Origin of the sequence: Saccharothrix texasensis, assembly GCF_003752005.1 — a bacterium.
Classification (GTDB): Bacteria; Actinomycetota; Actinomycetes; order Mycobacteriales; family Pseudonocardiaceae; genus Actinosynnema; species Actinosynnema texasense.
On the sequence record NZ_RJKM01000001.1, the window covers coordinates 3,991,182 to 4,010,996 of the forward strand.

Annotated in this window: 20 protein-coding genes; 13 read left to right on the forward strand and 7 right to left on the reverse strand. The window is 73.4% G+C overall.

Annotation, left to right across the window (positions count from 1 at the left end):
- Window positions 1-21: 21 nt before the first annotated feature.
- Window positions 22-690: a helix-turn-helix domain-containing protein gene (locus tag EDD40_RS16645; protein ID WP_246037694.1), complete on the forward strand. Its 669-nt coding sequence runs from the start codon at window positions 22-24 to the stop codon at window positions 688-690.
- On the opposite strand, the gene EDD40_RS16650 is transcribed toward EDD40_RS16645, so the two are convergent.
- The gene (locus tag EDD40_RS16650; RefSeq protein WP_123743736.1) at window positions 672-1,535 is read right to left on the reverse strand and encodes a hypothetical protein; all 864 of its coding nucleotides are present in this window, start codon (window positions 1,533-1,535) and stop codon (window positions 672-674) included. The genes EDD40_RS16645 and EDD40_RS16650 overlap by 19 nt on opposite strands.
- Window positions 1,536-1,685: 150 nt before the next feature.
- Between EDD40_RS16650 and EDD40_RS16655 the strand changes: the two genes are divergently transcribed.
- The 4 genes from EDD40_RS16655 to EDD40_RS16685 are packed head-to-tail and all read left to right on the forward strand — an operon-like array spanning window position 1,686 to window position 4,892.
- Complete coding sequence (locus EDD40_RS16655) at window positions 1,686-2,102, forward strand: hypothetical protein (protein WP_123743737.1); 417 nt, start codon at window positions 1,686-1,688, stop codon at window positions 2,100-2,102.
- 3 nt (window positions 2,103-2,105) lie between these two features.
- Window positions 2,106-2,711, forward strand: coding sequence for a DUF3558 domain-containing protein (locus EDD40_RS16660; protein WP_123743738.1), 606 nt, complete (start codon window positions 2,106-2,108; stop codon window positions 2,709-2,711).
- 4 nt (window positions 2,712-2,715) lie between these two features.
- Window positions 2,716-4,056, forward strand: coding sequence for a hypothetical protein (locus EDD40_RS41745; protein WP_170185108.1), 1,341 nt, complete (start codon window positions 2,716-2,718; stop codon window positions 4,054-4,056).
- Window positions 4,057-4,073: 17 nt separating this feature from the next.
- Window positions 4,074-4,892: an ESX secretion-associated protein EspG gene (locus tag EDD40_RS16685; RefSeq protein ID WP_170185109.1), complete on the forward strand. Its 819-nt coding sequence runs from the start codon at window positions 4,074-4,076 to the stop codon at window positions 4,890-4,892.
- Here EDD40_RS16685 and EDD40_RS16690 read toward each other — a convergent pair.
- From EDD40_RS16690 to EDD40_RS16710, 5 genes are all read right to left on the reverse strand, one after another.
- The gene (locus EDD40_RS16690; RefSeq protein ID WP_170185110.1) at window positions 4,864-6,027 is read right to left on the reverse strand and encodes a lactate 2-monooxygenase; all 1,164 of its coding nucleotides are present in this window, start codon (window positions 6,025-6,027) and stop codon (window positions 4,864-4,866) included. The genes EDD40_RS16685 and EDD40_RS16690 overlap by 29 nt on opposite strands.
- A gap of 135 nt (window positions 6,028-6,162) precedes the next feature.
- A complete protein-coding gene (gene secD / locus EDD40_RS16695) occupies window positions 6,163-8,331 on the reverse strand; it encodes a protein translocase subunit SecD (protein ID WP_123743744.1) in 2,169 nt (722 codons plus the stop codon).
- A gap of 37 nt (window positions 8,332-8,368) precedes the next feature.
- Entirely contained in the window at window positions 8,369-8,698 is a 330-nt protein-coding gene (locus tag EDD40_RS16700) for a hypothetical protein (protein ID WP_123743745.1), read from the reverse strand.
- A 22-nt stretch (window positions 8,699-8,720) separates the two neighbouring features.
- On the reverse strand, window positions 8,721-9,713 hold the full coding sequence (locus EDD40_RS16705; protein ID WP_123748068.1) for a tetratricopeptide repeat protein: 993 nt from the start codon (window positions 9,711-9,713) through the stop codon (window positions 8,721-8,723).
- Between the two features lie 85 nt (window positions 9,714-9,798).
- Window positions 9,799-10,410, reverse strand: a complete 612-nt coding sequence (locus EDD40_RS16710; RefSeq protein WP_123743746.1) for an FMN-dependent NADH-azoreductase — start codon at window positions 10,408-10,410, stop codon at window positions 9,799-9,801.
- Between the two features lie 103 nt (window positions 10,411-10,513).
- Here EDD40_RS16710 and EDD40_RS16715 point away from each other — a divergent pair, with 103 nt between their 5' ends.
- The 8 genes from EDD40_RS16715 (at window position 10,514) to EDD40_RS16745 (ending at window position 18,834) form a co-directional block, all read left to right on the forward strand.
- Complete coding sequence (locus EDD40_RS16715) at window positions 10,514-10,984, forward strand: MarR family winged helix-turn-helix transcriptional regulator (protein ID WP_123743747.1); 471 nt, start codon at window positions 10,514-10,516, stop codon at window positions 10,982-10,984.
- A gap of 259 nt (window positions 10,985-11,243) precedes the next feature.
- Entirely contained in the window at window positions 11,244-11,447 is a 204-nt protein-coding gene (locus EDD40_RS16720; RefSeq protein WP_123743748.1) for a hypothetical protein, read from the forward strand.
- A 67-nt stretch (window positions 11,448-11,514) separates the two neighbouring features.
- Window positions 11,515-13,374: an SDR family oxidoreductase gene (locus tag EDD40_RS16725; protein ID WP_123743749.1), complete on the forward strand. Its 1,860-nt coding sequence runs from the start codon at window positions 11,515-11,517 to the stop codon at window positions 13,372-13,374.
- Window positions 13,375-13,382: 8 nt separating this feature from the next.
- Window positions 13,383-14,951, forward strand: coding sequence for an AMP-binding protein (locus EDD40_RS16730; RefSeq protein WP_236594724.1), 1,569 nt, complete (start codon window positions 13,383-13,385; stop codon window positions 14,949-14,951).
- Window positions 14,952-14,976: 25 nt separating this feature from the next.
- Complete coding sequence (locus EDD40_RS16735) at window positions 14,977-16,302, forward strand: helix-turn-helix domain-containing protein (protein ID WP_148088823.1); 1,326 nt, start codon at window positions 14,977-14,979, stop codon at window positions 16,300-16,302.
- A gap of 250 nt (window positions 16,303-16,552) precedes the next feature.
- Window positions 16,553-16,675, forward strand: coding sequence for a hypothetical protein (locus EDD40_RS44390; RefSeq protein WP_268957674.1), 123 nt, complete (start codon window positions 16,553-16,555; stop codon window positions 16,673-16,675).
- Between the two features lie 63 nt (window positions 16,676-16,738).
- Window positions 16,739-17,230: a PH domain-containing protein gene (locus tag EDD40_RS16740; protein ID WP_246037695.1), complete on the forward strand. Its 492-nt coding sequence runs from the start codon at window positions 16,739-16,741 to the stop codon at window positions 17,228-17,230.
- 68 nt (window positions 17,231-17,298) lie between these two features.
- Window positions 17,299-18,834, forward strand: coding sequence for a PH domain-containing protein (locus tag EDD40_RS16745; protein WP_123748070.1), 1,536 nt, complete (start codon window positions 17,299-17,301; stop codon window positions 18,832-18,834).
- Here the strand turns inward: EDD40_RS16745 and EDD40_RS16750 are convergent.
- Window positions 18,823-19,797, reverse strand: a complete 975-nt coding sequence (locus EDD40_RS16750) for a GlxA family transcriptional regulator (RefSeq protein ID WP_246037696.1) — start codon at window positions 19,795-19,797, stop codon at window positions 18,823-18,825. The two genes, EDD40_RS16745 and EDD40_RS16750, sit on opposite strands and share 12 nt — an antisense overlap.
- Between the last annotated feature and the right edge of the window lie 18 nt (window positions 19,798-19,815).

The following is a 19,815-nucleotide window of genomic DNA, read 5'->3' on the forward strand; positions in this document are numbered from 1 at the left end:
CCCGCCACTACCATCGGCGACGTGTACGCGGAACGCCCGTTCCCCGGTCTGGCCTGCGCGTGGCGCCGGACCACCACGACGACCGCCGCCGGCCTGGTCGTCCCGGACGGGTGCACCGACATCATCTACTCGGCGGGCACGGGCGAGGTGTTCGTGGCCGGGCCCGACACGGTCGGGCACGTGACGCGGACCGGTCCGGGCACCTTGTTCGGCGTCCGGTTCGGCCCCGGCGTGGGTCCGGCGGCGTTCGGCGTGCCCGGGGTGGAGCTGCGCGACCAGCGCGTCCCGCTGTCGCAGCTGTGGGGGTCGTCGGCCCGGTTGGACGACGCCCTCGGCGAGGCCGAGGACCCGTGCGACGTGCTGGCGTCGGCCGCCCTGGCCCGGCTGCGGGAGACACCGCCGGACCCCCTGGTGGACGTCATCGCGTCGTCCCCGGGGAACGTCGGCGACCTGGCCTGGTCGCTGGGGCTCAGCGCCCGCCAGCTGCACCGGCGCAGCCTCGCCGCGTTCGGCTACGGCCCCAAGGTGCTGCACCGCGTGCTGCGGTTCGACCGCGCGGTCGGGCTGGCGTGGCAGGGCGTGCCGTTCGCCGACATCGCCCACCGCACCGGGTACGCCGACCAGGCGCACCTGTCACGCGAGGTGCGCGACCTGGCGGGCGTGCCGCTGGGTCAGCTGATCCGGTCGTAGGCGCGCAACGCCAGCAGCGCCGTGATCGTCACGACGGGTCGCCACTCGTAGGTCGTCACGGGCGTCCACGCGGCCCACGGGAACGTCCACCCGCCGTCGTCCTGCTGCCGGGCCGCCAGCGCGTCGAGGTCCGTCCCGACCTCGTCGTCGCTGAACCACCTGCGGGCCAGGCTGCCCGGGGTCGGCGCGTAGTCGTGCGGCTTGTGCGTCTCGCCCTCCGCGTACCCCTCGTGCGCCCTGCCGTCCCCCAGGTCGACCAACCCCTGCTCACGCACCAGTCCCCCGAGCCGCTCCGCCTCCCGTTCCGCCCACGGCCGGTCGGGCACGTGGTCGAGGAAGCGGACGCAGGCAGCGGCCTCGTACGGGTGGGTCTTCGTCAGCTCGGTGACGCGCCGCCGGCAGAACTCCGTGGCGCGGTCCAGCCACGCGTGCCCGACACCCATCTTGTGCAGCACACCCGCCAGCAGGGCCGTGACCAGCAGGTCGCTGTCGCCGGACGGCCGCCACCACGGCGCCCTCAGATCCGCGCGGCCGGTGTCCACGCAGTTCGGCACGCCGCCGTCCGCGTTGGTGATCGTGGTCAGGAAGTCGCACGCGGCCCCGGCGTGCTCGGTCACGCCGACCTCGTCGAGCAGCGCCAACGCCGTGTAGGTGGCCAGGGGCTGGCTGTCCGGCCCACGCCCGTCGGGCTCCAAGGCGTGCCCGAAACCGCCGTCGTCGTTGCGGTAGGCCAGCACCGCCGCCGCGACCGCCTCCCCGGGCCCGTCGTCGAACAGGTGCAGGAACCGGCGCTGCTCGAGGACCCGCGCGTTGAGCCAGACGAAGGAACGTGCTGCTTCGATCATGACACCGACGGTAGGCCCGCCGAGGTCCCGCCGTCTTGAACGGATCGGACGTCCATCCCCCACCCGGAGTAACCGTCCCGATCGCTCCTTCGTGGCCGAGGCCCTGTGCCATCATCACTTCGGGCAGTTCAGCGTGAGGGGAGCACGACGATGTTGGACGCCGGAGCGGGCGGGGGCGCCAAGCAGATCGGGTTCGTGGCGGACACGGTGTCGGCCGGGCCGGCGGGCGCGGGGCTGGTGGCGAGCCAGACGCGCTTCAGCGTCGACCCGGAGCAGGCGCAGAAGCTGATCGAGGGTCTGACCGAAGCCCGGGACAGGTTGCAGGAGCTGTTCGACGAGTCACACCTGCTGACCAACCTCTCCTCGCCCGGCAAGGACCCGTACAGCGGGTTCGCCACCCTCGCGATCCAACGCGCGGGCGGGACCGAGCAGGGCGGCTACGGGTGGGCCAACCAAGAGGCCTACAAAGCTCTGGACAACACCATCAAGAACATCCAAGCGTCCCTGGAGAACTACCGGAACCAGGACCAGGCGACCGCTGACGCCTTCAGTGGCGAAGGGAAGTAAGCCGTGAGGCGAGCAGTGCTGGCAGTTCTCTCCGCAGCGGCCCTCACGGTGCTGGCCGGTTGCTCCACCGAGGGCACGCCGACACCCGCGACCACCACGGGCACCACCGCCGCCGGTCAGACCACGGAGCCGTCCGGCAACAGCGGCGACGTGCCCGAGATCACCGGCCCCGAGCTGGACCTGTCGACGTTGAGCAGCCCTTGCGAGCTGCTCAAGACCGACCAGCTGGCCGGTCGCGGCGTGAGCGAACCGGGCACCGAGCGCACCGGTCCGGCTGGCCCCACCTGCCAGTGGCGCCCCGACGAGCGGGTCGACGGCACCAGCTTCAGCGCGACGTTCCTGGAGAAGACCAACGGCCTCGACGGGTTCTACGAGAACCGCGACGACAACCCCGTGTTCGAGCCCACCGAGGTGGCCGGGTACCCAGCGGTGAACAGCGACCCCACCGACGCGAAGAGCGGCACCTGCTCGACCGCCGTGGGCACCGCGAAGGGCAAGGGTTTCGTGGTCCAGGTCCACGTGAACGACGAGACGCTGCCCGAGTACACCAACCCGTGCTCCGTCACCAGCGCAATCGCGAAGACGATCGTCGAGAACCTGAAGGGGTAGGGACGTGGCCGGCGACGTGGACATGGACCTGGGGGGCTTCGTGCTCCTTCAGATGGGTATGGGCGCCGAGAAGATCTACGGCTGGTTCCACGAGGGCAAGGGGCCGGAGCAGACCACCGATTCCGGCCAGGAGTCGTGGCGGAACGTCGCCAAGGGCCAGACGGAGATCAGCGACCTGATCAACCAGGCGGTCCGGGCCTCCGGTGCGGTCTGGGAAGGCGCGGCCGGCGACGCGGCGCGGTCCTCCACCACGCCGCTGGCCAGTTGGTCGGACACCGCGAGCACCAGCGCCGACACCGCCGGGGAGAACACGGCCGAGATCAGCCGGGCGTTCCGCGCGGCCAAGGACAGCCTGCAGAAGCCCGTCGACGTGCCTGACAAGCCCTGGTACAACGACGCGATCCCCTGGGACACCGACTACGACGACGCGGTCGAGAAGAGCCAGGGCGTCAACTCGCACAACATCGACGTCCTGAGCACCTACGGCACCAACGCCAACTCGGCGACCGCCGGGATGCCGACGTTCCAGTCCCCCGACGAGGTCGGGGCGAACGTCGAGAAGGAAGAGATCCCCATTCCGCCGCCCAAACCGGGCAAGGTGGAGCCGAACGAGAACAACGGCGAGAACAACACCAACGTCAGCAACTCCGTCGACCGCAACGGCACGGGCACGACCAAGCCGTCGTGGACCGAGTCGACCATCCCGCCGCCCGGCACCACGGACAACACGACCCGGCCGTCGTGGGTGCAGCCCGACCCCACGGGGCCCAAGCCCGACATCGGGTACCGGCCGCCGCCGCTGCCGACCGATCCGCGCCTGCCGTCCGACCCGCGGCTGCCCTATGACCCGCGGTTGCCGTACGACCCCCGCAACCCGAACGACCCGCGCAACCCCAACAACCCGCGCAACCGGACGCCGAGCACGCCGCCCGGTGTGCCGCGCGTCCCCGGTGGCGGACCCGGCGGCCCCGGTGGGGGTTCCGGCGGAGGTGGCGGCGGTCGTGGTGGTGGCGCCGGCGGCATGGGCGCCGGCCGGATCCCCGGCATGGGCGGTCCCGGTGGCCTGGGCGGCGGGTTCGGGCCCGGCGGAGCGGCCGGTGTGATGGGTCACGGCGAGGGCCGCGGTGGCTTCGGGCCCGGTGGCGCGGGCGGGTTCGGACCCGGTGGCGCGGCCGGTGGCCGTGGCGGGGCCGGAGCCGGCGGCATGGGCGCGGGCATGGGCGCCGGTGGCGCGCGCGATGAGGGCGACGAGGACAAGGAGCACAAGTCCGCGTCGTACCTGCAGGAGACCGAGGACATCTTCGGCGACGGCACGATGGTGGCCCCACCGGTCATCGGCGAATAGCGGGAACAGGGGGAACGGTGCTGCGCACCAGGGTGGCCATCCCGGTCGTCGCGCTCTACAACGCCTGGCAGGCCGAGGGTCTGCCGACGCTGCACAACGCGCTGCTGGCCCAGGTCGACTTCGACGGCGACCAGCTCGCCGAGGGTGATGTCACGGTGCTGGCCGACCTCGCCCGTCGTGGCTGGGCCGAGCTGGAACGGCTCGGCCTGGCCCGCGGTCGGCAGGTGCACGCCGACCTCGGCCGGTCGCTGCGCCTGATCGCGGACGCGAGCGTCGAGTACTACGCGTTCTTCAACCAGGGTGACGACGAGACCCGCACCGCGCTGGTGGCGCAGTCGGGCGACGACGCGCTGCGCGTGGTGCTGCGGGCGGACAAGCACTTCGTGCTGGAGCCCGTGCGGCCCGAGGACGCGGTGCAGTCCCTGGTGTCCGCGCTGCCCGAGGCGAAGCCGGGACGCGGCGGCGTGCTGTCGCTGCCCGCCGACGCGGTGAACGACAAGCCGCGCCGGCCCCGCCCGGACGAGGAAGGCGGGTCGTTCCTGCAGGCCAGCAGGCCGACCGGGGCGCACGTGGCCGAGGTGCAGCAGGTGCGCAAGCTGCTCGCCGAGCAGCGCACCGGCGGCGGCCAGCTGTACGCGGCACGGCGTGACCGGTTCGGGCGCAAGCAGCGGTGCGCGGCGCCGTTGACGTACTTCGACACGATCACCGGCCGCTACCTGTCGGCGAAGACGACCGGCGGCGACGGCACCCCGTGGATCACCGTGCAGCCGGCCGACTTCGCCACGTTGCAGAACCGGTTGCGGCAGCTCAGCGCCGACGCAGCGCCTCGCGGTTGAGCTCGGCCGGGCTGCGGTGCCCGGACAGGCCGAGGGTCAGGTCGAAGTCGGCGAGCAGGCTGCGCAGCACGTGCCGGACGCCGACTTGGCCGCCGTGCGCCAGGCCGTAGGCGAACGGGCGGCCGACGAGCACGGCCTTCGCGCCCAGCGCCAGCGCCTTGACGATGTCCGCGCCGCTGCGGATGCCGGAGTCGAACAGCACCTCGACCTGCTCGCCGACGGCGTCCGCGATCTCCGGCAGCACCTCCAGCGACCCGACCGCGCCGTCCACCTGCCGGCCGCCGTGGTTGGACACCACGATGCCGTCCATGCCCGCGTCCACGGCCTTGCGCGCGTCGTCCACGTGCTGGATGCCCTTGAGCACGATCGGCCCGTCCCAGTGCTCACGCAGGAACGCCAGCTGGTCCCACGACTTGTCGGTGCCGGTGAACAGCTGCACCCACCGCAGGATCGCCATCGGCAGGTCCTCTTCGGGTGACGCGGCGAGGCCCGCCCGGAACGCCGGGTCGGAGAACGGGATCGCCGTGCCGACGCCGCGCAGGAACGGCAGGTAGGACCGGTCGAGGTCGTGCGGGCGCCACGCGAGCGTCCACGTGTCGAGGGTGACGACCAGCACCCGGTACCCGGCTCGGCGTGCCCGGTCGAGGATGCTGGCCGCCACGTCCGGGTCGTTGGGCCAGTAGAGCTGGAACCAGCGCGCGGCGTCACCGGCGGCCTCGGCGACCTCTTCGATCGTGTGCGAGGCCGCCGTGGACAGCACGAACGGCACCCCCGACTCCGCCGCCGCGCGGGCGGTCGCCAGTTCGCCGTCCGGGTGCAGGATCGACTGCACACCGACGGGCGCGAGCAGCACCGGCGCGGGCAGGTCGGTGCCGAGCAACGACGTCCCGAGGTGCCGCTCGGTGGCGTTGGTGAGCATCCGCGGCACGATCCGCCAGTCGTCGAACGCCTCCCGGTTCGCCCGCGCCGTCGCCCCGCCACCGGCCGCCCCCGCCACGTACCAGAACGGCCCGGGCCCGAGCCGTTCCCGCGCGGACGCCTCCAGCCCTTCGGGGTCCGTGGTGAACGGCGGCACGTTCCCCGCCAGTCCTTGCAGGTAGATCTCGTTCTGGTAGGCAGCGAACTGACCAGCCACTGTGCACCCCATCCCCCGCTCAGGCCGGCTACGGGCCGTCTGCGGAACCGTCGACGTCGTCGGTCTGCCGATCATGCTCGTGTTCGTCCGCGCCGCCCGCAAGCACACGATCGGCAGCCTTCCGGGCGACCGCGGTCATCGCTTCTCCAGCACGATGGCCACCGGTGCGGCGGTCACCACGGTCGAGACCGTGCCGGCGACGACGCCGATCAGCAGCGCGGTGGAGAAGTCGGCCAGCGAGCCGTCGCCCAGCACCAGCAGGGCGGCCAGCACGAACAGGACGCCGATGCCCGTGTTCACCGTCCGCGGCAGGGTCTGGAGCACCGCCGAGCTCATCACCTCGGTGAACGGCGCCCGCGTCCGCCGCAGCTCGCGCACCCGGTCGAACACCACCACCGAGTCGTTCACCGAGTACCCGATCACGGTGAGCAGCGCGGCCAGGAACACGCCGTCGGCCGTCTTGCCCAGCCACGCGAACGCCCCGACCAGCACGACCACGTCCGTGACCAGTGCGACCACGGTGGCCACGCCGAGCCGCCAGTCGAACCGGACGGCCAGGTAGACCAGCTGCGCGGCCACCGCGATGGCCAGCGCGATCAACGCGTTGCGCCGCAGCTCCGAGCCGAGGCTGGGGCCGATCAGCTCGTTGCTGACCTGCTCCGCCCCACCGGTCGCGCGGTCCACGGCCTCACCGAGCCGCACGGCGGCGGCCGAGTCGATCGGTCCCGTGCGCACCGAGACGCCGTCCGAGCCCGAGGTGACCACGACCGCGTCGGGGAAACCGGCGGACGCCAGCTCCGCGCGCACCCGGCCGGTGTCCACCGAGCCGCTGTCCGTCGGGGAAGCGGTGAACTCCAGCATCCGACCGCCGGTGAACTCCACCCCCAGTTCCAACCCGCGCAGCACCAGTCCGCCGACCGCCGCGAGCAGGACGAGCCCGGCGGCGAGCAGCCACCGCCGCGGCCGCCGGAACAACGTGATCCCGCGCGAGGTTAGCCAGGTGCGCACCCGGCCCAGCGTGTGCAGCCCGCTCCACGTCGGCCGCCGCCGCAGCAGCGGCATGGCCAGGTGCAGCAGCACCCGGCTCAACACCAAGGCGCTGAACAACGAGGCCAGCACACCGATGGACAGGGTGACGCCGAACCCCTTCACCGGTCCGGTGGCCAGCCAGAACAGCAACCCGGCGGCCAGCAGGGTGGTCACGTTCGAGTCCGCCACCGCGCTGAACGCGCCGCGGAACCCCTCGTCCACCGACCGCGGCAGGCGCTCGCGCCGCGCGTACTCCTCCCGCGACCGCTCGAACACCAGCACGTTCGCGTCCACCGCCATGCCGATGGCCAGCACGAACCCGGCCAACCCCGGCAACGTGAACGTCGCGCCGATCGCCAGCATCGCCGCGTACGCCAAGCCCGCGTACCCGGCCAGCGCCAGCACGGCCAAGAGCCCGGCCAGCCGGTAGGCGAACACCAGGAACAGCCCGGTCAGCGCCACGCCGATGATCGCCGCCCGGGCGCTGGCCTCGATCGCCTCCGCGCCGAGCGTCGGCCCGACGGTCCGCTGCTCCACCACCTCCACCGGCACGGGCAGCGCGCCGGACCGGATCACCAGCGCCAGCTCCTCGGCCTCGGCCTGGCTGAACCGCCCGGTGATCGACGTGCTGCCGCCGACCATGCCGGTGCCGCACACCGTCGACACGTCCACCTGCGGCGCGGACACGACCTCGCCGTCCAGCACGAACGCCACCCGCCGCTCGGGGTCGCCCGGCGGTGAGCACGCGGCCTCGGCGGTCACCCGCTGCCACGCCCGCGGCGCGTCACCCTGGAAGTCGACGCCGACCAGGTAGCCGACGCCCTGCGGGTTGGGCGTGGCGCGGGCGTCCTCGATGCCCTCGCCGGTCATCACGGCCTCGCCGAGGCTGATCGCGTCGCCTTCGGGCGTGGGCACGTCGCCGAGCCCGGTCACCGGCTGCACGCGCAGCTGGGCGGTGCGGCCGAGCACCTCGATGGCCTCGGTCGGGTCCTGCACGCCGGGCAGCTCCACCACGATGCGGTGATCGCCGGAGCGGGCCAGCACGGGTTCGGCGACGCCCAGTTCGTCGACCCGGCGGCGCAGCACCTCCATCGCCCGGTCGGTGGCCTCGGAGCTGGCCTCGGACGGGGTTTCGAGCACGATCTGGGTGCCGCCGCGCAGGTCGAGGCCGAGGCGTGGTTGGACGGTGAGCAGGGTGAAGGCGGACGCGGCGAGCACGCCGAGGGCGATCAGCCCACGGACGAGTAGCGCTCGCCGCGCGCTGGGGCGCGGCATGGTGAAGAGACCTCCGGATGAGGTGAACGGGTGGGGTTCAGCTACCGGGGGTCGAGGGCGGCGCGCGTTCGCCGAGAGGGGTCTGGCCGGCGCGCTCGGGGGCGCGGTGGGTCGGGTCGACGACGTCCACGCGCACCGGCGGGGCGGGCGTGGCGTGCACGGCGGGTTGGACGCCGTCCAGCGGCTGGCCGAGGTGCACCTGCACGGGGTGTGCCGCGTTCTGGCCGCGGGTGGCCGTGCCGGGCAGGTGGGCGGCGTCCACGGTGGCCGAGACGGCGGCCACGTCGACGGTCGGGTTCGGGCCTGGTCCGGACACGACGAAACCCGCGATCAACGCCAGGATCGCGAGCACCGCGCGTCGGGTCATCGGCTTCCTCCCCGACGCCAGGTTAGCGACCGCCGGCCAGGACCACGACCGCTCCGCCGACCAGGGCGCACAGCCAGGCGATGACGAGCGGCTGCATCGTGGTGGCGCCGAGCAGGAGCGCCACCGCCCAGCCGGCGAGGATCACCGCCGACAGCGCGAACATCGTCGTGACGACGGCCACCTTGGGCCGGTGCAGCGGCAGCCGCAGCAACGCCCGCCGCACACCGCCACGGGCCTTCGCCAGCGGCAGCCCGCCGACCACCAGGCAGGCGACGACCAGCAGGCCGGCGAACCAGCCGAGCAGCGGCGTCGGTTTCGGCATGCCACCGAGCAGCAGGACCAGGCCGCCGGCGACGAGCAGCGCGGCGAGCCGCGACAGCACGGGCCAGGCCAGGACGTGCGCGGCGTGCAGGGCTTCGCCGGACGGTGGCGGCACGGGCGCGCCGCCGCGCTTGCGCCGGACGGTGGCGAGGTTCGCGCGCACGTCGTCGTCGGCGGGGTCCAGGCGCAAGGCGGTGCGGTAGGCGCGTTCGGCGGTGCCCCAGTCGCGCACCCGCAACGCGGAGTCGCCGAGCACCTGGAACGGGCGGGCTTCCGCGGGCGCGAGGTGCGCGGCCTCCCGGGCCACCTCCACGGCCTCGCGCTGCCCTCCGGGGCTGTCGGCCAGCACTTCGGCCAGCACCACCTGGCACCGCCAGTCGCGGGGTTTGCGGCGCACGCACTCCCGGGCCGCGACCACCGCCTCCGGGTGCCTGCCCAGTTCGCTCAACGCCAGCGCGGTCAGCCGCTGCGCCCACGCCGGGTCGCCGTCGAGCACGAGGGCGCGCTTGGCGGCGGTGAGGGCCGGGTCGGGCTCGCCCGCGTCGAGGTGGGCGGCGGCCAGTCGGCACCACGCCTCGCCGTGCAGGGGGTTGACCGCGAGGGCCGGTTGGAGCAGTTCGATCGCCTGGCGCGGCATCCCGCGGGCGGTCAGCTCGGCGGCACGCACCACGACCGCGGCGATCGACTCCGACATGGCCCACATGGTGGCAGGCCGACGACGCTTGCACTATCGGGTGACGGGCCGCCCCCTCGACCACGGCCCGTCACCCGCTCTCCCCTCAGGCGACGGCCAACTCGCGCACCACCCGGTGCGCGTCCTCCAAGGAGGCCACCGCGAGTTCGCGGAACTGGGCCATGTGCGGCACCACGCCGGCCAGCGTCAGCTCGGCGTGCACGAACTCCAGGTCCCGGTCCAGGCCCACCATGCCGAACACCGCGCGCAGGTACGGCTCCTGGAAGTCGAACGGGTGCCGCGGCGTGCCGGGCGCGTAGGAACCGCCCCGCGCGGTGACGACCACGACCCGCTTGCCGGTGAGCACGCCCTCGCCGGTCTGCTGGTCGGCGAACAGCTCCGGCACCATGACCCAGTCCAGCCAGGCCTTCAGGCTCGACGGCACGCCGTAGTTGTACATCGGCACGCCGAGCAGCAGCGTGTCCGCCGCCTTCACCTCCGCGACCAGCCGCCGCTCCAGCGGCCGGTCGCCGTCGGCCTCCCGGGTGGCCAGGGCGGCCGGGTCGACGTGCGGCAGCGGGTCGGCGGCCAGGTCGCGGTAGGTGTACCCGCCGTCCGGGCGCGCGGAGCGCCACGCCTCCGCGAAAGCGCCGCTGACCTCGCGTGACACCGATCCCTCGAACCGCAGGCTGGTGTCGATGTGCAACAAGTGCGCCATTGTTCTCCCTCAGAAGTTCTCGTCTCGGAACATATTGCCAGAGTAGTTCCGAGTCAAGACGTTCTCACTCGGGAATATCTCACAGCCGGGGTATGATCGGAGGATGGATCTCGCCCCTGACCTCGGCTGCACCAGCCGTGCGGGCTTGAACTGGCTGCTGCACCGGGCGGCGCAGAAGCTGGGCGCGGTCGCGCAGGAAGCGGCGGTGCGGCACGGCATCACCACCCGGGGCCAGATCGTGCTGAGCGCGTTGGCCAGCGAGGAGTTCCAGCGCACCCAGCTCGCGCTCGGCCACGCGCTCGGCGTGGACAAGACCACGCTGACCGCGGAACTGGACCGGCTGGAACGCGCCGGGCTGATCATGCGCAAGCCGGACCCGAACGACCGGCGCGTGCGCGTGCCGGTGATCACCGAGCAGGGCCGGGTCGTCCAGCGCGAGGTCGAGAAGCTGCACGTCCAGGTGGAGCGGGAGTTCACCGCCGGGCTCGAACCGGCGGAGGCCCACGCCCTGCGTGAGCTGCTGGAGCGCCTGATCGCGGTCGACCACGGACCCGACAGCGGCTCCTGCATGTGACCGTCGCCGGTCGTCACCGCGCCACCACCGCGTCGCGGCGCCGACCAGGCCCGACCCGATTATCACGATCCGTTGCGGTTCAGCCGTTTTCTCACTCCTTCAGGTGACCGCCGTGACCGCCTCGTGCGAGGCTAGCGACGCTCGGCAGGGTCGCCCGGCGGAATGTCCCGTCATGGCGCCAACCCGCGTGCGTCTCCTCCCCACGAGCGCCCGGATTGGTCCGAGCACGCCGTGCCGACACACCTGGAGGTTGGGGGCCGTGAGTACAGGCAAGGAGTGGCAGATCTCCTGCCGCGACATCGCGTCACGCCGCCGTGACATGACCGTGTTCATCAGCCAGGGCCACGTCGTGGTGACCGTGCCGCCGGGCGAGGCGGCCGTGCTGACGCCGCTGGAGGTGGGCCGCCTGCGCGCGGCGTTGCGCGACGCGGTGGTGAACGCGTCCGGCACGCCGGAAAACTGATCACCACCACCCCGATTTCCCGCCGCGCTCTTCCTACTCACGGGTAGGTAATGTCAGTATCGGGTCCGTGAGTACCTACTTCGTCACCGGCGCGACGGGTTTCATCGGCAGGCGCCTGGTCGCCGAGCTCCTCCGGCAGCCGGCCTGCGAGCGGGTGTTCGCGCTGGTCAGGCCCCAGTCGGTGGACCGGCTGGAGCGTCACGACAAGCTGACGCCGGTGCTGGGCGACCTCACCTCGCCCTTCGACGCCGAGCGGGTCGACCACGTCGTGCACCTGGCCGCCGTCCACGACTTCACCGCGTCCGCCGACGAGCACCACGCCGTCAACGTCGAGGGCACCCGGCGGGTCGTGGAGTACGCCGAGCGCACCGGGTGCGGGCTGCTGCACCACGTGTCGTCCATCGCGGTCGCGGGCGATCACCGGGGCGCGTTCACCGAGGACGACTTCGACCTCGGCCAGCACCTGCCCTCGCCGTACCACGCGACCAAGCACGCCGCCGAGAAGATCGCCCGCGAGCAGGGCACGCCGTGGCGCGTGTACCGACCGGGCGTCGTGGTCGGCGACTCGCGCACCGGCGAGACCGACAAAGCCGACGGCCCGTACCACTTCTTCCCCGCGCTGGCCGCGCTCGCCCGCCTGCCGCGCCGGCTGCCCCTGCTCGCGCCGCACTTCGGCGCCGCGAACCTGGTCCCGGTCGACCACGTGGTGCGGACCCTGGACCGGTTGATCCACGCCGACGTGCCGTCCGGCAGCACCTTCCACCTCACCGCCCGCCGCTCCCGGACGCTCGACGAGGTGCACAACGCGCTGGCCGACGCCGCCGGCGCGCCCAAGGTCCGGTTCACCCTGCCGATGCCGCTGCCCGCCGCGCCGACGAGCGCGATCGCCACCGGCGTGCTCACCGAGCTGGGCATCCCGCCCCGGGTCCTGCCGCACCTCGCGGGGCACGCCGAGTTCGACTCGACCGCCACGCGCGCGGTCACCGGCCTGGAACCGCCCGACTTCACCACCTACGCGCCCACGCTGTGGCGGTACTGGGCGGAGCACCTCGACCCGCTGCGCGCCGCCCGGAAGCACGGCCTGGCCGGGAGGACGGTGCTGATCACCGGCGCGTCGTCGGGCATCGGCGCGGCCACCGCGCTCGCCGTGGCCCGGGAGGGAGCGGTGCCGCTGCTGGTCGCCCGCCGGGCCGACGAGCTGGAGGTCGTCGCCGAGCGGATCCGCGCGGCAGGCGGCACCGCGCACACCTACCCGTGCGACCTGACGGACGGTGAAGCGGTCGACGCGCTGCTCAAGCAGGTCCTCGCGGCGCACGACGGCGTCGACGCGCTGGTCAACAACGCGGGCCGGTCGATCCGGCGCAGCGTGCACCTGTCCGTGGACCGGTTGCACGACTACGAGCGCACCATGGCGTTGAACTACTTCGCACCGCTGCGGCTGGTCCTCGGCCTGCTGCCGCACATGCGGGAACGGCGATCCGGGCACATCGTGAACATCTCCAGCATGGGCGTGCAGCTCAGCACGCCGCGCTTCTCCGCCTACCTGGCCTCGAAGAGCGCGCTGGGCGCGTTCAGCCGGGTGGCGGCCGGCGAGACCGTCGCCGACGGTGTCACCTTCACCTCCGTGCGGATGCCACTGGTGCGAACACCCGTGATCGGGCCGACGGAGGCCTACGACGCGTTCCCGGCGGCGACGCCCGAACGCGCGGCGCAGTGGGTCGTGCGCGCGCTGCGCCGCCGCCCCGAGGAGGTCAACCTCCCGTCCGGGCTGCCGGCCGAGCTCGCGCGCAAGACCGCGCCGAAGACCGTGCGGTCGCTGCTGCACCTCGCGTACCGGGCCATGCCGGAGACGGGCACGCCGCGCACGTCGCCGCCGGCCTCCGTCGCCGCGGGCGTCACCCGCCTCGTCCTGCGGGCGGCGCGGTGAACCGGGTCGTGGGAGCGCTGCGCGCGTTGGTGACGCTGGTGCGCGCCGGTGTCGTGCGGCCGATGGGCCCCGGCAGGCTGCTCGGCGTCGTGGACGCCTTCCTCCAGTGGGACATCACGGTCGCGTTCGGCTTCGCCACCGGCGCCGCGCGCCACCCCGACCGGCCGGCGATCATCGACGACGCGGGCACGCTCACCTACGCCGAGGTCGACGAGCGCACCACCCGGCTCGCGCACGGCCTGCACGACCTGGGCGTGCGGTCGGGGACGAAGGTCGCGGTGCTGTGCCGCAACCACCGCGGTTTCGTGGAGACCGTGGCCGCGTGCGTGAAGCTCGGCGCGCACACCGTGCTGCTGAACACCGGGTTGAGCGCGGCCCAGATCGCCGTGGTGCTGCGCGAGCAGGACGTGTCGGTGGTCGTCGCCGACACCGAGTTCCGCGACCTGCTGGCCAACGCGCCGCGCAAGGTCCGCCGGGTGATGGCGTGGGTGGAGGGCGCCACCAAGAGCAAGACCGTGGAGCAGCTGATCGCGGCCTCCCCCGCCACACCGCTGCCCAGGCGCCCGCCGCGCGGCCGGATGATCGTGCTGACGTCGGGCACCACGGGCGCGCCGAAGGGCGCCAAGCGGCCGGAGCCGGCCAGCCTCGCGCCCGCCGCCGCGCTGCTGTCCCGCATCCCGCTCAAGGCGGGCGACCGGTTCTCCGTGCCGGCGCCGCTGTTCCACACCTGGGGCCTGGCCGCGTTCCAGATCGGGCTCGTGCTCGGCGCGACGTTCGTGCTGCGGCGCAGGTTCGACCCGGCGCTCGTCCTCGCCGACGCCCGCAGGCACGGCAGCGACGCGTTGTTCGCCGTGCCCGTGATGCTGCAACGCGTGCTGGAGCTGACCGGTCGCCCGCACCTGCCGGAGCTGCGGGTCATCGCGTCCAGCGGCTCGGCGTTGCCGCCACCGGTGGCGCGGCGGTGCCTGGAGGAGTTCGGCCCGGTCCTCTACAACCTCTACGGCTCCACCGAGGTCTCGTGGGTGACCATCGCCCGGCCCGACGAGCTGGCCCGCCACCCGGACACGGCGGGCCTGCCGCCGCACGGCACCCGGCTGGAGATCCTGGACGACGCGGGCGACCCGGTGCCCGTGGGCGTGACCGGCCGCATCTTCGTGGCCAACGAGATGCTGTTCGACGGCTACACCAACGGCGCGGGCAAGGAGGTCCGGAACGGGCTCATGTCGACCGGGGACGTGGGCCACCGCGACCACGACGGCCTGCTGTTCGTCGCCGGCCGCGACGACGAGATGATCGTCTCCGGCGGCGAGAACGTGTACCCGCGCGAGGTCGAGGACCTGCTCGCGGGCCTGGCCGGGGTGCGCGAGGTGGCCGTGGTCGGCGTGCCGGACGAGAAGTTCGGCCAACGGCTCGCCGCGTACGTCGTGCGCGAGGAACCCGGCGCGCTGGACGAGGACGCCGTGCTCGACCACGTGCGCGGCAACCTGGCCAGGTTCTCCGTGCCCAGGGACGTGGTCTTCCTCGACGCCCTGCCGCGCAACGAGACCGGGAAGGTGCTCAAGCGGGAGCTGGGGTGAGTACCCTCTGCGGCGGGGGCAGACGATGACGATTCCCGTCCAGCGAGCGGCCGGTCCGCGCGAGGCCGCGGTGGCCAACCTGCGCGAGGCGCGGATGGCGTTGGACGAGGGCCGCCCCGGTGACGCGCTGGAGTCCGCCGAGAAGGCGGTGGCCGCGTTCTCGTGGCTGGACGACGCCGAGGGCGTGGCGCACAGCGTGCTGGCCCAGTCCGTGGCGCTGGGCAAGCGCGGGCTGCTGCCCGGCGCGCTGGACACCATCGACCGGGTGCAGGCCATCGCGGCGGCCAACCGGCACGTCGGGCTCCAGGCGTGGTGCAGCTTCTCGCAGGCCGTGGTGGAGCTGCGGCTGGACTCGCGGGAGCGGTCGCTGCACTCGCTGGCCCGCGCCCTCGGCCTCGCCGAGCTGACCAAGGACGTCGAGCTGATCGGCTCGATCCTGTTCGAGCAGGCCAACGTCCTGCGCACGCAGTACCACGAGCACTGCATGGTGCGTTCGGCGGCGAGCCGGTGCAGCCCGGACGGCGAGCCGTGCACCCGCAAGCTGCGGCGCGCGGAGGCGTTGTGCGCGCAGGCCCGGGACCGGTGGAAGCACCTCGACCAGCCGTTGCGGATGGCCAGGCTGAACCTGCTGCTCACCCACGTGCGACTGGACCTCGGCGAGGTGGAGCGGGCGCTGCGCTCGTGCCAGCGGGCCGACCGGCTGCTCGCCGCGCACGACCGGCCCGTGCTGCGGGCCGAGCTGCTGATGGCGCGGGCCCGCATCAGCGGTGTGCGCGAGCGGCACGACGACCAGGTGCGGCTGCTCACCCGTGCGGCGGAACTGGCGATGGGCGTGCTGGCGCGGGAGGTCGCGGTGCGGGCGCACGGCGCGCTGAGCGTGGCCCACGAGCGGGCCGGGAAGCTGGACTCGGCGCTGCGACACGCCCGGTCCCAACTGGAGCAGTACCGGCTGTGGGAGCTCCAGGAAGGCCGTGACCTGCTGCGGATGCGGGAGCACGACCTGTCCGCGCGGCTGGTGGACCAGCTGGCCGAGCGCACGTTCGGGTTGCGGCGGGAGCACCGGGCGTCGCCGGACCCGCTGCGCAGCTCGGCCACCGCCGAGCAGGACAACCGGCGGATCGCGCGGGCGCTGCGGTCCGGGCTGACCAAGCGCGGCATCGAGGTGCTGCGGCGCGTCGCCGCCGGTGAGAGCACCACGGACATCGCGGCCGAGCTGTCGCTGTCGCCGAAGACCGTGCAGAACCACCTCCAGCGCATCTACCGGACGATCGGCGTGCGCGACCGGGCGGGCGCGGCGGTCTGGTGGGTGGACCTCGACGAGGACCCGCGGGCACGACCTCTGCTGGACTGAGTCACTTCCGGGTTTCCCGCTCGTTACCCGTAATGGTGGGATGTCCCCGACGATCGGGGCTACCGCTCCGGGGGTATTGCCTAGCGGGCAGGGGCAGAAGTGGGTGATGACCGTGACGACCCCTCTGTGCCATGCTCCGCTTGGACGCTTCCGGGCGTTACCCGCGGATCTGGTCCGGCTCCCCCCTGCCGACAAAGCCGCTACGATCGAACGGAGTTCGACGATGGTTGTGCACTCCCTGCACAGAATCATGGCTGCGCTCGCCATCTGCGCCGGTCTCGCGGTCGTCGTCGGTGTGCCCGCCGCTGCGGCCGTCCAGGGCGCGAGCGCCACGGCCAAGGTGTTCCAGGCGCCCTACGCACCGCAGCCGTAACCGACCGGTCCCGAGGCCGGGTTCGCGCGCACGCGGACTCGGCCTTGAGGCACAGTGGACGGCGTGAGCAACGAAGTGTTGCGCCTGCGCGCGCCGCGGCACCAGGTGAGCCGCAAGTCGATCACCCTCTGGACGCTGCACGCGCTGATCGGCTGGGCGGTGCTGCTGGCCCCGCAACTCGTGGTGCTGATCTTCACCGCCTCGTCGTGGCAGGTGACCGCCGCGATCGCGACCCTCGTGCTCGGCACGGCCCACACGCTGGTGATGCCGCGCTGGCGGTACCGGGTGCACCGCTGGGAGGCCACCCCGGACGCGGTCTACACGCTGGCCGGCTGGCTGAACCAGGAGTGGCGCATCGCGCCCGTCTCGCGCATCCAGACCGTGGACACCAAGCGCGGTCCCCTGCAACAGCTCCTCGGGCTGTCCACGGTGACCGTGACCACCGCCTCGGCCGCCGGCCCCGTGCTCATCGAGGGCCTCGACCACGACGACGCGGTGCGGTTGGCCGACGAGCTGACCACCACCACCCAGGCCACGCCGGGTGATGCCACGTGACCGCGCAACTGCCCGCCGCGCCCGAGTACGCCGAACCGGTGGTGGACTGGCACCGGCTGGACGTGCGGATGCTCGTCGTCCGCCCGCTCAACGAGCTGCTCGGCCTGGTCCCGGTGTTCATCGGCCTGCTGGTGCTCGGCAAGGGCGAGACGTGGCGCATCCTGGCCGGCGTCGCCGTGATCGTGGCGGTCGTGCTGTTCGGCCTGCTGCGGTGGGTCACCACCCGCTACCGGATCACCACCGAGCAGGTCGAGATGCACACCGGTCTGCTGGTGCGCAAGCGCTTGGCGGTGCCGCGCGACCGGATCCGCACGGTGGACCTGACCGCGAAGCTCGGGCACCGGCTGTTCGGGCTGTCCGCGATCCGGGTCGGCACCGGGCAGCGCGACCAGCCCGGTGAGGACGGCCTGACGTTGGACGCGGTGTCGTCGGCCGAGGCGGAACGGCTCCGCGTGCTGCTGCTCACCACCGCCAAGGCGGAAGCGCCCACCGCCGCCGCCGAAGCCGCCGTCGAGGAGGCACGGCCGAGCGTCGTGCTGTCCGAATGGGACAACGGGTGGCTGCGGTACGCGCCGTTGACGTTGTCCGGCCTGGTGGCCGCCGGCGCGCTGTTCGGGTTCGTGATGAACTTCGCGCGAGAGCTGGACATCGAGGTGCTCGAGCCGATGAGCGAGGCCGCGCACTGGGTCGCGGAGCAGCCGCTCGGGCTGACCATCGCGGTGATCGGCGCGGTCGTGCTGCTGGTGGCCACGCTCGGCTCGGCGCTGGTGTACGTGGTGCAGTTCTGGGGCTACCGGCTGACCCGCGAGCCGGACGACACGGTCCGCGTGCGCCGCGGCCTGCTCACCACGCGCTCGGTTTCCGTTGCCGAGCAACGACTCCGCGGCGTCGAGCTGGTCGAGCCGCTGCTGCTGCGCGCCGGGCGGGGCGCGCACGCCAAGACCGTGACGACCGGGCTGGGCCGCAAGGGCGAGAGCAACCTGCTGCTGCCGCCCGCGCCGGTCGCGGAGGCGCACCGCGTGTCCGCGGAGGTGCTGCGGCAGACCTCCGGCGGAGTCACGGACCAGCCGACCACCGGTGACCAAGCGGCCGGTGGCGACCAGCCGACCGGCGGGGACCAGGCGACCGGTGGCGACCGGGCGGCCGAGTCGCCGACGCGGACCCCGCTGCGCAGGCACCCGATGGCCGCGCTGCGCCGCCGGATGGTGCGCGCCGTCGTGCCGCTGCTGGTGGTGGCGGCGGTCCTGGCGTGGTTCGCGCCGAGCTGGACGTGGCAGGTCGTGCTGGCGCTGGTGCCGTTCTCCGCGGCCCTGGGCTACGACCGCTACCGCTCGCTCGGCCACGCGCTGACCGACCGCCACCTGCTCGCCCGCGCGGGCTCGGCGGTCCGCGAAACCGTTGCGCTGCAACGCACCGGCATCATCGGCTGGCGCGTCTCCCGCTCGTTCTTCCAGCGCCGCGCGGGCCTGGTCACGATCACCGCCACCACGGCGGCGGGCGACGGCGCGTACCACGTGGTCGACGTGGCCGAGGCCGACGGTCTGGCGCTGGCCGACGCGGCGGTGCCGGACCTGCTGCGGCCGTTCCTGGAACTAGCCGACTGAGCGGAACGTGGTCCGGTACACGCTGGGCGCCACGCCGAGCGTCGCGCCCAGCTGCTGCCGCAGCGCCGCGCCCGTGCCGAAGCCCGCGTGCCGCGCCACCTGGTCGATGGCCAGGTCCGTGGTCTCCAGCAGGTGACGCGCCCGCTCCACGCGCTGCTGCGTGATCCACTTGCCGGGGCTCACGCCGGTCTCCTCGCGGAACCGGCGGGTGAACGTCCGCACGCTCATCCGGGCGTGCGCGGCCAGCGCACGCAGGTCCAGCTGCTCGTTCAGGTGCTCCACGGCCCACGCGCGGGCCGGCGCGGTGGACGTGTCGGCCCGGTCGGGGACCGGGCGGACGATGAACTGCGACTGCCCGCCCGGCCGCCACGACGGCACCACGCACCGGCGGGCGGCCATGTTCGCCACCTCGCTGCCGTGGTCGTGCCGCACGACGTGCAGGCACAGGTCGACGCCCGCCGCGACGCCCGCCGAGGTCAGCACGTCGCCCTCGTCCACGAACAGCACGTCCGGGTCGAGGTCGACCAGCGGGAACAGGCGGCGGAAGTTGTCCGCGTGCGCCCAGTGCGTGGTGGCCCTGCGCCCGTCCAGCAGACCCGTCGCGGCCAGCACGAACGCGCCCGTGCAGATCGACATCACCCGCGCGCCCCGGGCCGCCGCCGCGAGCAGGGCGTCGCGCACCGGCTCGTCCACGGCGCCGTCCGCCAGCACCCGCGCGCCGTAGTGCACGCCGGCCACGATCACCGTGCCCGCCTCCGCCAGCAGCTCCAGGCCGTGGTCGGGGGTGATGGTGAACCCGGCCGCGCTGCGCACCGGACGCCCGCCCGGCGTGCAGACCCGCACCCGGTAGAGCCGCCGCTCGTCCTCGTCGCGGGCGGCGTTGAGGACCTGCGTCGGTGTGCCCAGGTCGAAGGTCACCACCTCGTCCAGCGCGAGCACGGCGACCAGGTGGCGGCTGTCCATGGCCGGATTCTTGCACAT